Here is a 13822-nt window from a genome sequence, read left to right on the forward strand (position 1 = left end):
GTCATCCCCTTGGTCGTTCCCCGCAGCGCACAGGTTCAGGCGCCGCCCGAGCGCCTCACACGATCCGGATCGACATATCCGGCAGGCCTTCCAGCTTGCAGAGCAGCACGTCGCCCTTGACGACTGGGCCGACATTTTCCGGGGTGCCGGAATAGATGATGTCGCCGGCCTTCAGCTCGAAGGCTTCGGATAGTTTGGCGATCTGCTCGGCCACGCTCCAGATCATGTTCTTCAGATCCGAGCTCTGTTTCACGGTGCCGTTGATCGCCAGCGAGATCGCACCATTGGCGAGGTGGCCGGTCTTCGATGCCGGGTGAATCGGACCGATCACGGCGGCGTGGTCAAAGCTCTTGCCGATCTCCCACGGCTTCTTCTCGGCCGCCATGCCATTCTGCAGGTCGCGCCGGGTCATATCGAGGCCGAGCGCGTAGCCGTAGACATGCTCGAGCGCCTTGTCGGCCGGGATGTTGGCGCCGCCGGATTTCAGCGCCGCCACCAGTTCGACCTCGTGGTGATAGTTCTTGGTCAGCGACGGATAAGGATGGTCGGCGACTACACCGACCGCGACGTTCTGGATCGCATCGGTCGGCTTCTGGAAGAAGAACGGCGGCTCGCGCGTTGGATCGGAGCCACGCTCGATCGCGTGCGCGGCATAATTACGCCCGATGCAATAGATGCGGCGGACCTGAAATACGTCGGTCTCGCCGACGATCGGGATCGTGGTGGCCGGCACCGGAAACATCGCCTTCGGGCCGGCTTGGGCTTCGGCCGGGCTGCCCTGCACAGCGGTGCCCGCCAGCGCCAGCGCACCTGACGCCAGAATGGTTCTGCGATCGAGTTTGGTCATGAGCGTTCTCCTTGTTCTGCGAGTCTTTTTGCCGGAGGGTGTCTACAGCGTTTTCAGGACGAAGTGGATACCGCTCGCATCATATTGCATCGCAATGAACCGCTCCGAAGCAGCGTGCGATCAAGCGACATCGGCACCGTCAGGTGCTTCCGCATACCCTCAAGGAACAGACCATGTTGATCTCCTCCACCATAGCCCTCATTCGGCGGTATTTCCGCTATCGATCCCAGCTCGAGAACATCAATCAGCTCGATGAACGCACCCTGCGCGACATCGGCATCAGCCATGGCGAACTTGCGACGGCGGCCCGCAACCTTTCGCGTGCACAATATCCCTGAGCGTTCGCTTGCGCGAAATCGCGAACAAAAAAAGGCCCGCGTCGCCGCGGGCCTTCGCATTTTAAACGTAGCAAAGCGTCAGTGCTTGATTTCCGGCGGCAGCTTGCCGCCATTCGCCGCCAGCTTGGTCATGACCTGCTTGTGCAGCCAGATGTTCATGCTGGCGGAGTCATTGCTGTCGCCGGTGTAACCGAGCTCCTTGGCGAGCTCCTTGCGCGCTGCAAAGCTGGAGTCGATATCGAGCGCCTTCATCAGGTCGACGATCGAAGTGCGCCACTCCAGCTTCTCGCCCTTGGCGGCCACCGCCTTGTCCAGAATCGGCGCGACGTCGACGGTCTGAGCCGGTGCCGCCCCCGGCGCCGCTCCGCCAGCCGGCGCAGCGCCGCCAGCGGCTCCACCACCCGCAGGCGCAGCCTCAGCCTTGGTGCCAAAGATCGCGCTCATGATTTTTCCGAAAATACTCATCGTTCGCTCCCAATAAACTTCAGGGTGGGGTGAGGTCTGCCGGCACTTTGCGACCGGCAGCACCTGGCCGGTATCGAGATCGAGTTTATCGGGACCAGACCAGCTTGCCAATCGAACATTCACTGAAGCGTGAGTGCATGTAGCTCGCTTTGAGAGTACGCTAACGGCTCAGTTCGCGACATGGCCAGTTCCACCATCCTGTCTGCGCGTCTGGTCTGATCGTGATCATTTTTGGAAACGGCACGTTTGCGCCCAAGCAAAGGCGTAAAATGCGGCCGCCAAAGGGAGACGACGATCATGGCCACCCCATACCAAGGCGCTCCACTTCCAGGCACTCCAGTTCAACGCGGCGTCACATCTCTGACGCAGAACGGACAAGATGCCGCAGCACCGGTGATCCGCACCATCGGCTTCTCCGATCTGCATCGGGCGTTGCAGCTCGGCTGGGAAGACTTCAAGGCGGTCCCAAGCCACGCCATCATCCTCTGCGTCATCTATCCCGTGCTTGGCCTCGTGCTGGCGCGCACCGTGCTCGGTTATTCCGTGTTGCCGCTGCTGTTTCCGCTCGCTGCCGGCTTTGCCCTGCTCGGCCCGTTCGCAGCGCTCGGTCTCTACGAGCTGAGCCGCCGCCGGGAGATGGGTGAACAGGAACCTTCGGCATGGGTTGCCCTCGACGTGTTGCGCTCGCCATCGTTCGGCGCGATGCTCGGCCTCGGCGTCCTGCTGCTGGCGCTGTTCGTGACCTGGGTCGCCACCGCGCAGGCGATTTACATCGCTGCGTTCGGCTATGAAGGCGTGACCGGTATTTCCGACTTCGCCACGCGCGTACTGACCACGCCGCAAGGCTGGTGGCTGATCATTATCGGCTGTGGCGTCGGCTTCCTGTTCGCGCTGGTCGCGCTTTGCGTCAGCGTGGTGTCGTTCCCGCTGATGCTCGATCGTCATGCCGGCGCCGGCGAAGCCATGGTTACCTCGTTGCGGGCCGTCGCACGCAATCCGGTGCCGATGGCGGCCTGGGGTTTGATCGTCGCGGTGCTGCTGGTGGTGGGATCGCTGCCGTTCTTCCTCGGCCTTACCGTCGTCATCCCGCTGCTCGGGCACGCCACCTGGCATCTTTACCGGGAAACGATCGAGCCCGAACTCAATCCGCAACCACTGCCACCGCGGGCTCCCCGCGAGCGCCGGCCCGCCGCCGACTTCCCGGCCAATCTGTTTCCCTGGCGGCGCAAGGACAGCTAGGGCAGTAACTATCGCGACCTGGACCGCCGGTCGATCGTCGACCGGCGGTTTGCCGCGCCGGCGTCAGGTGACCGAGCACAGTCCTTTGGTGCTCGCCCGTCCCCTAAGCATCGCGCTTCATTCCGGCTGCCCATGAATTGGGCGGCATCAACCGCGTTGCATGCGTAACGGCCATGCAAGTGGAAAAGCCTTGTTTTGGCCGCTGTTGCCTCGAACATTCGGTATGGTTTCGAGACTAATGTTGATGACGAGTCGACTTGTGAGTCGATTCCTGGGAGCGCACGGCAGCATGAACTTCCGATTTTTGACCCCTCGCCGGTCCCTGCCCGCCATTGCGCTGGCTGCATTCGTCCTGACGTCAGCGGCACCAGCGATCGCCGCGCCCTGCGGCAGCGGCACGTTCGAGGCGTGGCTGGAGGATTTCAAGAAAGAGGCCGCTGCGAAAGGAATTGCGCCAGCGGCGATCCAGGCAGGCCTGACCGGCGTCACCCTCGACAAGGCTGTGCTGGCCCGCGACCAGTCGCAGAAGGTTTTCAACCAGAGCTTTGAGGAGTTTTCCGGGCGGATGGTACCGCCCCGGATGAGCCGCGGCTCCAACATGCTCAAGCAATATGGTTCGGTGCTTTCCCGGATCGAGCAGGCCTACGGCGTACCGGGCGAAGTGATCGTCGCGATCTGGGGCCTGGAAACCGACTTCGGCGCTAACATCGGAAAATTCCCGACGCTGCGCTCATTGGCAACGCTGGCCTACGATTGCCGGCGCAGCGATACATTCAAGGCCGAATTGATGGACGCGTTACGCATCATCGAGCGTGGCGACATCGCGCCACAGGAAATGCGCGGCGCATGGGCCGGCGAAATTGGCCAGACCCAGTTCATGCCGTCGTCCTACGTCAAGTACGCCGTGGATTTCGACGGCAACGGACACCGCGACCTGCTGCGCAGCGTCCCTGACGTGCTGGCCTCGACCGCGAACTTTCTTGCCGGCTATGGCTGGCAGAAAGGCAAGGACTGGCAACCCGGCAGCCCGAATTTTGCGGTGATCCAGCAATGGAACAAGAGCGAGGTCTACGCCAAGACCATCGCCTACTTCGCCACCCAGCTCGCGCGAGCGCCTTAGAGCCTTATCGGTTCTGATTGAATCAGAACCGACGCAAACCGGCGTCCACCCCCCGGAATCAAGCCCGAGGGCATGCTGCGGTCGAAAACGCCATGGACCGTGAAGCCAAATCAAAGGGCCGGTCGCGCGCGCAACCGGCCCTCGTGCGAGAATTTGCGAGCTTACTTCGCCATAGCGTCGTGCATGGCCTTGCTCAGATGCATGCCGCAAGCACCCATCTTGCCGCTGAGCATTGAATCCTGCGCCATCGCGATTTCCTTCTGGGCCGCAATCTTGCCTTCACCGTCGGCCATGTTCTCGATCATGGATTCGGTCTTGGTGAGGTTCGGACCACTGCAGCCAGCGACCACATGGGCGGCGTTGGCGGGGACGACGGCGTAAGCGATTGCAGCCATTGCGGCTGCTGCGAGGATCTTGTTGAGCATGGTAGTTTTCCATCTTCTGTTTTTTTGAACGAATGCCAGCGTCATTGCCGGAATCCGTGAAACGATTGTTCGCCGATCGCACGAAGATTTCAGAATGAAATTCGCGCGATAGAGATGTGATCGGCGCAGCATGCAACGCCTTATGCGAAACAACGCTTTTTCATTACGGCCGCGTAATTCATTACGGCTGCGTAATGATGCGACGCATAGCGCGCTTCGATCGATGCGTGACGGCCGGCATGCACAAGCGATGCGGCGATCATCGCCTGCCATTACTGCGATCTACGTTCGCCACCTCAGGGTCCGCGACTTCAACACGCGACCGCGGAAGCAAGTGCTCTCTGCACAATGTCGCTTGCGCGACTCGCTGCATCAGCCTCGCCAGGTCGCGTCGTCGCTGGAAGCCAACGCTGTCTTCCGGCCAACGGCAGCCCCGGCTCGACGACGCATAGGCGCGGCGCGTCCGCCCCAACGCGTCCGGGGCCTTCGCCCGCAAGGCCGACGAGGCATTCAGCGCCTGACAAAGAAGTGATTGTTTGTTCATTTTAATGACAACAACTGCATGCGAATCGCGCATAAGAAAATTCCAAGAATCGGGTCTCGGGAAGACACTTTCGGTCGGCCGGGACCTACACCCTTGAATCTGCGGTCCCTAATTTCCATTTATACCGGCAGTAAGGCCGATGTCGCGTTTGCGAAATACCGCTATTTACAAGCACATTTTCGTTATTCCAATGCCCGCGCCGTTGGCCCCGATAGCCGATTGGGCAGCCATGCCGAAAGGTTAATCGATTCTTACTTCCGCTATGCGTTTTGTGATTAGCTGCACCGCAACATCGGAACTTCTGCAATGCGGTATGCTGACCTATATTCATTTCAACGATGAGGCTTTCCTCCAAGGGCTGAATCGTAACTACAAGGAGACTACCATGCTTCTCTCGCTCATCCGCATGATCCAGGCATTCCGGGACTATCAGCGCAATGTCAGCGAATTGTCCCAGCTCAGCGATCGCGAACTGGCCGACATCGGCCTTGATCGCTCGGACATTCCGCGCGTTGCAGCCGGAACCTATAACGGCTGATTGCCCCCCAGCCGCCTGATCTGACGAACGGATAACGCCCGCCTTGCTGCGGGCGTTGTCGTATTCGCAGCCGGTGCAGTTCGCGTCAAAACGCCATGCCGGCCGCAGACGCAGGTGCGTTCCTCGCGAAAACGCGCTAACCCTGCGCACATGATTTCCAACACTCCCCAGACTGACACCGTCCACGTGGTTGGCGGCGGCCTTGCCGGCTCGGAAGCCGCCTGGCAGATCGCCCATGCCGGTATTCGCGTGGTTCTGCACGAGATGCGGCCCTCGCGGATGACCGAGGCGCACCGCACCGAGGGGCTGGCCGAACTGGTCTGCTCCAACTCGTTCCGCTCCGACGATGCCGCCAACAATGCCGTCGGCCTGCTGCACGCCGAGATGCGCCGGCTGGGCTCGCTGATCATGCGTTCCGCCGATGCCAATCAGGTGCCCGCCGGCGGCGCGCTGGCGGTCGACCGCGACGGCTTTTCGGCCGCCGTCACCAAGGCGCTGCACGACCATCCGCTGATCGAAATCGACCGGGCCGAAGTTAACGGCCTGCCGCCAGCGGAATGGGGCAATGTCATCATAGCCACCGGGCCCCTCACCTCGGCACCGCTGGCCGAGGCGATCCGTGAGCTGACCGACGAGAACGCGCTGGCGTTCTTCGATGCGATCGCCCCGATCGTGCACAAGGATTCCATCGACATGTCGGTGGCGTGGTTTCAATCGCGCTACGACAAAGTTGGGCCCGGCGGCACCGGCGCCGACTACATCAACTGCCCGATGACCAAGGACCAATACGACACCTTCGTCGCTGATCTGATCGACGGCGAGAAGGTCGACTTCAAGGCCTGGGAGACCAACACGCCCTATTTCGACGGCTGCCTGCCGGTCGAAGTGATGGCCGAGCGCGGCCCCGAGACGCTACGGCATGGGCCGATGAAGCCGGTCGGACTGACCAATCCGCATAATCCGACGGTGAAGGCCTACGCCATCGTCCAGCTGCGCCAGGACAACAAGCTCGGCACGCTCTACAACATCGTCGGTTTCCAGACCAAGCTGAAGCACGGCGCACAGCAACAGGTGTTCCGCACCATTCCCGGGCTCGAAGGCGCCGAATTCGCCCGGCTCGGCGGCCTCCATCGCAACACCTTCCTCAACTCGCCAAAACTGCTGGATGGCCAGTTGCGGTTGCGCGCCCAGCCGCGGCTGCGTTTTGCCGGCCAGATGACCGGCTGCGAGGGCTATGTGGAATCCGCCAGCATCGGACTGATATCCGGCCTCTACGCCGCCGCCGATGCGCGCGCGCAGTCGCTGGCGCCGCCGCCCGCGACCACGGCGCTGGGATCGCTGCTCGGCCACATCACCGGCGGCCATATCGAGACCATTGAGCCCGGCGAGACCCTCGAGCCCGGCACGCGCTCGTTCCAGCCGATGAACATCAATTTCGGCCTGTTCCCGCCGCTGGCGGTGATGCCGACCAAGAAGCCGGACGGCACGCGGCTGCGCGGCAACGAGAAGACGGTCGCCAAGAAGCAGGCGATGAGCGCCCGCGCGCTCGCCGACCTCGACCGCTGGATTGCCGACCATCTGCGCGTAGCGGCGGCGGCGTAACGTCATGGCCTTGCGAGGGGATGACGCCGCGGTTCTGTCGGCGCGGTGGACCGAAGGCGTGCTGCTGAAGCGCGACGTGTTCTCGACCGTCGAGCGCGGCCGCTTCCGCGACGACTCCGGTGAAGTCGAGGGCGTACTGCGCCGGCTCGACCAGGTGCCGCTGTGGTCTTATCCGCTCGCGCGCCATTTGTTCGCCCGCGAGCGCCGCGCGTTGGCGCTGGCGCGCGATCTCAATGTCGGCCCGAAGCTGCTATGGGCCGGACGGCAGGCGCTGGTACGCGGCTTCATCGACGGCGTCGCGCTGCATTTGGCAAAACCCCATGGCGACCTCGCCTATTTCCGCTCCGCCAAGCTGGCGTTGCGAAAACTGCATCGCGCCGGCATCTGCCACAACGATCTCGCCAAGGAACAGAACTGGCTGCGCGGCAGCGACGGCAATGCCTATCTCACCGATTTCCAGTTGGCAGGCTGTTTCAAGAGCCGCAGCCGGCTGTTCCGGATCGCGGCCTATGAGGACCTGCGGCATCTGCTGAAGCATAAGCGCAGTTATGCGCCGGCGGCGCTGACGCCGATGGAGCGCAAGATTCTGGCGCGCAAATCGTTTGTCGCCAGTCTGTGGTTGAAGACCGGCAAGAAGGTCTATCAGGCCATCACCCGCGGCCTGTTCAATTTCACCGACCGCGAAGGCGGCGGCCGGCGCCTGGTCAATGACGCGCCTGTGCTGATCGACCTGATCCGGAAAAACCCTGAGGTCCGCGACACCGCGATCGTCGCCTTCGCCGACCGCCGTGTCGGCGTCGGGCTCTATGCGTTCGTCGAGGCCGATAAAGTGGCGCTGGAAAAGCAACTGCGCAGCGAGCTCTCATCCGCCAAGGGCATCAAGCCGCCCGAACACATCCAGGTGGTGCACGCCCTGCCGCGCGACAGTGCCGGAAAGCCGCGCACCGAAATCCTGCAACTGGTTGCGATGAACCAGATCGACCTGATCGAGCCGATGATGACCAGCGACGCCGACCGCGAATTCCTGAAGGACATTCTGGAGCAGCGGAAGAATTTGCGGGACCGGTTTAATTTCGAATCAGCGGATATGGATCGGCCGGCGCGCTAGTCTCGTGTCCCGGGCGCGATGCAGCGCCCTTGCGCTGCGTCGCAGAACCGGGACCCATCCTGCGACCACGATGGACCCCGGAGCAGCAGCGCACCGCTTTGCGCTGCGCAGCATCCGGGGAGCGCAAGCTGCACTTACCCGCCAAATTCCTTCGACCGCGACGCGCGCCACAGCGTCCACAGCGTCCGTAACCGCGATGTCGGCTGCGGCACGAACGGATCTGTATCCGCGCGCGACATCCGCTGCAGATCGCGGCGGACCAAGGCCAGCGGCAGGAATACCGGACGCGCCTCCGGCGGTATGCTGGCCAGCAGATCGAGCGCCGTCGCGAGATGCCCTTGCGCCTCGCCGATCAATTGATCGATTGCCGCACGCGTGCCCGCCGTCTGCTTACCCGCAAAAACTTCTTCCATGCCGCTGCCGTGCTGCTGCAATAACTGCAGCGGCACGAACAACTGCCGCCGCGCCGCATCGAACGGCAGTGCTGCGATCACCTGCGCGATGCCCTGGGCCAGACCCGCATGGCGCGCCAGATGATCGATCGCCTCCGACGGCCGCGCCACCATCCGCGCGCCGAGCGAAAACAGCGCCGACGCGGTGTCGGTGACGTAGCCTTCGAGTGCTGCCATCGACGGCATCGGGTCGTTGTAGAGGTCGAACTGATGCTCCTCGATCAGGCGCAGCAGCGGCTCGGCCGGCAGGCGAAAATCCCGGATCGCCAGCAGGAATTCGGCGGCGACGGGATTGCCCTCGATGCCGCCGTAGCCGGCGCCGGCCAGCACGTCGGTCCACCATTGCAGCCGCATCTCGCCCGGCAGGGGCTGGCTGACCTGCTCGCGCACCCGCGAGATCTCGGTATTGAAGGCATAGACGGCCAGCAGCGCGCGGCGCGGGATCGCCGGCATGAACAGGGCCGCGGCGTAGCGGGCAAAGTCGTGGCTGCGCACCAGATCGGCGCAGAAGGCTGCGGCGGCGATCGGCGTATTCGTTGCGCTCATGGCACCGCGATCAGCGCCGCCGCGACGCGCCGGCGCTCGCCCAGCATGATGTTGTAGGTACGGATCGCGGGGCCGGTCAGCATCGGATCGATCACCACCCGCACCGCCCGCAGCGCCTCACGCAGGCCGCGCGGCGGCAGCCAGACCTCGGTGCCGGTGCCGACGATCAGCGTGTCGATGGCGTTGGCGGCCTTGAACACCCGCTCCAGCGAATATTGGTCGATCCCGGCAGGCTCGGTCACCGGCCACGCCCAGATCCCGTCCGGCAGGCACAGCAGCGAGCCGCGATGCGACATGGTGTCGAAGGCGAAGCCGCCCTTGCCATAGGCCTCGATCGGCGCCGGCCTCGGAAGATGCGGGACGTCCGAGGAATTGCTCATGATTTATTTCTTCGACGGGACGTCCGGCCCGTCGCGGTTGGTGCCGACGCCGAGATAGATCAGGATTGGCGCCGCGATGAAGATCGAGGTGTAGGTACCGACCAGCACCACGCCGAACATCATCACCGCGGTGAAGCTGTGGATCGCGTGGCCGCCGAACAGCAGCAGCGCCAGCAGTGCCAGCGTCACCGTGACGTGGGTGATGATCGAGCGCGACAGCGTCGAATTGATTGATTCGTTGAGCAGCTGTGGCATCGGCATTTTCTTGTAACGCCGCAGCATCTCCCGGATCCGGTCATAGATCACGACCGTGTCGTTGAGGGAGTAGCCGAGAATCGTCAACAGCGCCGCGATGCTGGTGAGGTCGAAATCGACCTGGGTGATCGACATGAAGCCGATCGTCAGCACGATGTCGTGGACGTTGGCGATCATGGCGCCGAGCGCGAACTGCCATTCGAACCGGAACCAGAGATAGAGCAGGATGGCGAAGATCGCGAGCATCAGGCCGAGCATGCCGTAGGCCAGCAATTCGCCGGAGACGCGCGGCCCCACCACTTCGACGCGACGGTAGTCAACGGCATCGCCGAGCGCGCCGCGAACTTTTTGCACCGCTGCCTGCTGTGCGGCATCGCCGCCGGGCTGTTCGGCGACGCGGATCAAGACGTCGGCGGGACCGCCGAACTGCTGTAGCTGAACGTCGCCGAGCCCGAGATTGCCCAGGGTCGCGCGCATCGTGGCGAGATCGGCCGCCCCCGACTTGGACTGGACTTCCATGAGCGTGCCGCCCTTGAAGTCGATGCCGAAATTCAGCCCGTGGGTGAAGAACAGCGTGATCGCAAGAATCGACAACAGTGCCGAAATCGGAAAGCTGATGCGGCGAAAGCGGGTGAAATCGAAATGGGTGTCGTCGGGCACGATGCGCAGCGATGGCAGCCAGCCAAAGCAGCTAACGACCGTCAGCACGGCAATCAGCACGCCGAGAGCGATGAGAACGAAATGTGTCAAAACCGGCTCCGCCTTCTCAAATCGGCACGGTCTTCGGCCGCTTCCAGCGCACCCAGCCGGCGACGATCAGGCTGGTCAGCGTAAAGGCGGTGAATACCGTGGTGATGATGCCGATGCCGAGCGTCACGGCGAAGCCGCGCACCGGACCGGTACCGATATAGAACAGCACCGCGGCGGCGATGAAGGTCGTGATGTTGGAATCGAGAATCGTCGAGAGCGCCCGCTTGAAGCCGGCGTCGATTGCCGAAATCGCGGTGCGACCGCCGCGCAATTCCTCGCGGATGCGCTCATAGATCAGCACGTTGGAGTCGACGGCGATACCGACGGTCAGCACGATGCCGGCGATGCCGGGCAGCGTCAGCGTGGCGTTGAGCAGCGACAGCACGCCGAAGATCATCGCGACGTTGATGGCCACCGCGATGTTGGCGAACACGCCGAACAGCCGGTAGGTCACCAGCATGAACACGATGACCATGATCGAGCCGACATAGGCGGCGAGTTCGCCCTTCTCGATCGAGTCCTGGCCGAGGCCGGGGCCGACGGTGCGCTCCTCGATGATGGTCAGTGGCGCCGGCAACGCGCCGGCGCGCAACAGGATCGAGAGATCGTTGGCGGCCTGCACGGTGAAGCTGCCGGAAATCTGGCCCGAGCCGCCGGTGATGGGCTCGCGGATCACGGGCGCCGAAATCACCTCGTTGTCGAGCACGATGGCAAAGGGCTGGCCGACATTTTCCGACGTCGCCTGCGCGAATTTGCGCGAGCCTGAGGTATTGAAGCGGAAGCTGACGATCGGCTCGCCCGAACGCTGGTCGAAGCCCGGCTGGGCGTCGGTCAGGTCGCCGCCGGAGACCAGCACCTGCTTCTTGATGACATAGGGCACCTTCGGCGAGGTCGAACTCATCAGCACGTCGGAGTCGGCCGGTACCCTGCCCTGTTGCGCCTGATCCGGCGGAACGGTGAGGTCGACCATGCGGAAGTCGAGCTTCGCGGTCTTGCCGAGCAATTCCTTCAACCGGGTCGGGTCCTGCAGACCCGGCACCTGCACCAGAATGCGGTCTGTGCCTTGGCGCTGGATCAACGGCTCGACGGTGCCGAGTTCGTTGACGCGTCGCTCGACGATCTGGATCGACTGTTCGACCGACTGGCGGATGCGTTCGGTGATCGCGGCCTGTGGCACGGTGAGCCGGATCAACCCGCCGCCGGCATCGGAAACTTCGAGGCTGCGCTGGCCGCTGGAGCCGAGCAGGCCGCCGAGCGGCTGCGACAGCTCGCGCAACTTGGTCAGCGCGGTCGCAAGATCCGTGTCCTTGACGCGGACTTCGACCGAGTCCGCCTTGGCGGCCAGACCGGTATAGCCGATCTTGGCGTCGCGCAGCGTGCGGCGGGCGTCATCGCGAACCTGGTCGAGCTTGTCCTTCTTGACCGAGTTGGAATCGACCTCGAGCAGGATGTGCGAGCCGCCCTGCAGATCGAGGCCGAGCACGAGATGGCGCTGCGCCCAGACCGGCCAGGTCTTGACCTGCGCCTCGGGGAAGAAGTTCGGAACAGCGCACAGGCAGACCACAAGCGCGGTCAGAATGATCCCCAGCGCCTTCCACCGTGTGAAATACAACATCGAGTTGACCCGTCAGATCCTGGAAAATACGCCGCGAGAGCGGGGCGAGAAACGTCAGCTCGCCGACGTCTCGTCCCTGGCTTCCGCCTTTTCCTTGGCCGGCTCGCCCTTGGCGCGGACGCCCGAAATCATCTGCCGCATCTGCCGCACGCGGACGCCGTCCGAAATCTCGAACTCGATCTGGTCGTCGTCCACCACCTTGGTCACCTTGCCGACCAGGCCGCCGGAGGTAACGACGGTGTCACCGCGGCGGATGTTCTTCACCAGTTCCGCATGGTCCTTCACCTTCTTCTGCTGCGGACGCAGGATCAGGAAGTACATGATCACGAAGATCAGCGCGAACGGCAGCAGCGACATCAACATGCTGTTGGTATCGCCTCCGGCTGCAGCCTGGGCGTACGCGGGGGTAATCAGCATTCGAACAATCCTCGTGGAGAGCGGGAAAGAACCGGCCCTGCCTCGGCATCAAGGCCTGGGCAACGCACCGGTCCGGGTAAATTCGCGCGGACTATAGCGGCGGCGGGCCTAATTGCAACGCTGCCAAGCCCCCTCATAAGTCCCTCATTTAGGGCGCTTGCGGGAGCTTCCAAGGCCCGTTATGGCTGCGCGGTCAGGAACCCCCAGAATGTCAAAAAGAGCCAAGAAAACAACGTCCCGAGCCGCCTCCAAGGCCGCCTCACGGACACCCGCAAAAACCGCGACAAAACGTCCGGCAAAGGCCTCGAACGACGTCACGGCCGAGCGGATTGCCAACGCCCTGGAAGTCATCGCCAGCCACCTTTCCGCGGCCTCTTCGGCCGCCTCGCCGGCTGAGTCGTTCGGCACCGCCGACGCCTTTGTCTGGCACCCGGACGGACGGCTGGCGCCGGTCCCGCGTGTCAGCCGCGTCGACCTCGGCCTGCTCAAGGGGATCGACCGGATGCGCGACATCCTGATCGAGAATACCGAGCGCTTCGCCGATGGCCTGCCCGCCAACAACGCGCTGCTCTGGGGCGCGCGCGGCATGGGCAAATCGTCGCTGGTGAAGGCGGCGCACGCCAACATCAATCTCGACCGCAAGCCGGCCGACCGGCTCAAGCTGATCGAGATTCACCGCGAGGATATCGAGAGCCTGCCCGGCCTGATGGACCAGTTACGCAACTCCTCGTTCCGCTTCATCGTGTTCTGCGACGACCTCTCCTTCGACGGCAACGACGCCTCCTACAAGTCGCTGAAGGCGGTGCTGGAAGGCGGCATCGAGGGCCGCCCCGACAATGTCATCCTCTACGCCACCTCGAACCGCCGCCATCTTTTGGCGCGTGACATGATCGAGAACGAGCGCTCGACCGCGATCAATCCGGGCGAAGCGGTCGAGGAAAAGGTGTCGCTGTCCGACCGTTTTGGTCTCTGGCTCGGCTTCCACCGCTGCAGCCAGGACGAATATCTGGCGATGGTGCGCGGCTATTGCGCCCATTTCGGCATCAAGATGGACGACGCCGAGCTCGAGCGCGAGGCGCTGGAATGGTCGACCACCCGCGGCTCACGCTCCGGGCGCGTGGCGTGGCAGTTCACGCAGGAACTCGCGGGCCGGCTCGGTGTGAGGCTGGCGGGGAAGTAAG

Annotated in this window: 15 protein-coding genes; 7 read left to right on the top strand and 8 right to left on the bottom strand. The window is 63.4% G+C overall.

Annotated features, from left to right (window positions below):
- Nucleotides 1–55: 55 nt before the first annotated feature.
- Entirely contained in the window at nucleotides 56–847 is a 792-nt protein-coding gene (locus BLS26_RS00745) for a fumarylacetoacetate hydrolase family protein (RefSeq protein WP_092507560.1), read from the bottom strand.
- Between the two features lie 173 nt (nucleotides 848–1020).
- Here BLS26_RS00745 and BLS26_RS00750 point away from each other — a divergent pair, with 173 nt between their 5' ends.
- Nucleotides 1021–1185, top strand: a complete 165-nt coding sequence (locus tag BLS26_RS00750) for a DUF1127 domain-containing protein (protein ID WP_157676244.1) — start codon at nucleotides 1021–1023, stop codon at nucleotides 1183–1185.
- Nucleotides 1186–1263: 78 nt separating this feature from the next.
- Here the strand turns inward: BLS26_RS00750 and BLS26_RS00755 are convergent, their stop codons facing one another.
- Complete coding sequence (locus BLS26_RS00755) at nucleotides 1264–1650, bottom strand: DUF3597 domain-containing protein (RefSeq protein WP_092507564.1); 387 nt, start codon at nucleotides 1648–1650, stop codon at nucleotides 1264–1266.
- 297 nt (nucleotides 1651–1947) lie between these two features.
- Here BLS26_RS00755 and BLS26_RS00760 point away from each other — a divergent pair, with 297 nt between their 5' ends.
- Nucleotides 1948–2889: a DUF2189 domain-containing protein gene (locus tag BLS26_RS00760; protein WP_092507566.1), complete on the top strand. Its 942-nt coding sequence runs from the start codon at nucleotides 1948–1950 to the stop codon at nucleotides 2887–2889.
- A gap of 289 nt (nucleotides 2890–3178) precedes the next feature.
- Nucleotides 3179–4009: a lytic transglycosylase domain-containing protein gene (locus BLS26_RS00765; protein WP_371360724.1), complete on the top strand. Its 831-nt coding sequence runs from the start codon at nucleotides 3179–3181 to the stop codon at nucleotides 4007–4009.
- A gap of 161 nt (nucleotides 4010–4170) precedes the next feature.
- On the opposite strand, the gene BLS26_RS37125 is transcribed toward BLS26_RS00765, so the two are convergent.
- On the bottom strand, nucleotides 4171–4707 hold the full coding sequence (locus tag BLS26_RS37125; RefSeq protein ID WP_371360725.1) for a hypothetical protein: 537 nt from the start codon (nucleotides 4705–4707) through the stop codon (nucleotides 4171–4173).
- A gap of 656 nt (nucleotides 4708–5363) precedes the next feature.
- Between BLS26_RS37125 and BLS26_RS00775 the strand changes: the two genes are divergently transcribed.
- The 3 genes from BLS26_RS00775 to BLS26_RS00785 all read left to right on the top strand — a co-directional run bounded on the left by BLS26_RS00775 (nucleotide 5364) and on the right by BLS26_RS00785 (nucleotide 8226).
- Nucleotides 5364–5516 carry a DUF1127 domain-containing protein gene (locus tag BLS26_RS00775; RefSeq protein ID WP_016846063.1) on the top strand — a complete coding sequence of 51 codons (153 nt, stop codon included), beginning with the start codon at nucleotides 5364–5366 and terminating at the stop codon, nucleotides 5514–5516.
- Between the two features lie 150 nt (nucleotides 5517–5666).
- Nucleotides 5667–7118 carry a methylenetetrahydrofolate--tRNA-(uracil(54)-C(5))-methyltransferase (FADH(2)-oxidizing) TrmFO gene (trmFO, locus tag BLS26_RS00780; protein ID WP_092507568.1) on the top strand — a complete coding sequence of 484 codons (1452 nt, stop codon included), beginning with the start codon at nucleotides 5667–5669 and terminating at the stop codon, nucleotides 7116–7118.
- 4 nt (nucleotides 7119–7122) lie between these two features.
- A complete protein-coding gene (locus tag BLS26_RS00785) occupies nucleotides 7123–8226 on the top strand; it encodes a serine/threonine protein kinase (protein WP_092507570.1) in 1104 nt (367 codons plus the stop codon).
- A gap of 134 nt (nucleotides 8227–8360) precedes the next feature.
- On the opposite strand, the gene BLS26_RS00790 is transcribed toward BLS26_RS00785, so the two are convergent.
- From BLS26_RS00790 to yajC, 5 genes are read right to left on the bottom strand one after another with little or no spacing between them, the layout of a single operon-like run.
- On the bottom strand, nucleotides 8361–9224 hold the full coding sequence (locus BLS26_RS00790) for a phytoene/squalene synthase family protein (protein WP_092507572.1): 864 nt from the start codon (nucleotides 9222–9224) through the stop codon (nucleotides 8361–8363).
- Nucleotides 9221–9604, bottom strand: coding sequence for an Mth938-like domain-containing protein (locus tag BLS26_RS00795; protein ID WP_092507574.1), 384 nt, complete (start codon nucleotides 9602–9604; stop codon nucleotides 9221–9223). The genes BLS26_RS00790 and BLS26_RS00795 overlap by 4 nt, the downstream gene beginning before the upstream one ends.
- Before the next feature lie 3 nt (nucleotides 9605–9607).
- Nucleotides 9608–10609 carry a protein translocase subunit SecF gene (gene secF, locus BLS26_RS00800; protein WP_092507576.1) on the bottom strand — a complete coding sequence of 334 codons (1002 nt, stop codon included), beginning with the start codon at nucleotides 10607–10609 and terminating at the stop codon, nucleotides 9608–9610.
- A 16-nt stretch (nucleotides 10610–10625) separates the two neighbouring features.
- Nucleotides 10626–12224 carry a protein translocase subunit SecD gene (gene secD / locus BLS26_RS00805; protein ID WP_092507578.1) on the bottom strand — a complete coding sequence of 533 codons (1599 nt, stop codon included), beginning with the start codon at nucleotides 12222–12224 and terminating at the stop codon, nucleotides 10626–10628.
- Nucleotides 12225–12278: 54 nt separating this feature from the next.
- The gene (gene yajC / locus BLS26_RS00810; protein WP_092507580.1) at nucleotides 12279–12641 is read right to left on the bottom strand and encodes a preprotein translocase subunit YajC; all 363 of its coding nucleotides are present in this window, start codon (nucleotides 12639–12641) and stop codon (nucleotides 12279–12281) included.
- A gap of 208 nt (nucleotides 12642–12849) precedes the next feature.
- Here yajC and BLS26_RS00815 point away from each other — a divergent pair, with 208 nt between their 5' ends.
- Nucleotides 12850–13821, top strand: a complete 972-nt coding sequence (locus tag BLS26_RS00815) for an ATP-binding protein (RefSeq protein WP_092507582.1) — start codon at nucleotides 12850–12852, stop codon at nucleotides 13819–13821.
- The last annotated feature ends 1 nt before the right edge of the window (nucleotide 13822 follow it).

Source organism: Afipia sp. GAS231 (assembly GCF_900103365.1).
Lineage (GTDB): Bacteria > Pseudomonadota > Alphaproteobacteria > Rhizobiales > Xanthobacteraceae > Bradyrhizobium.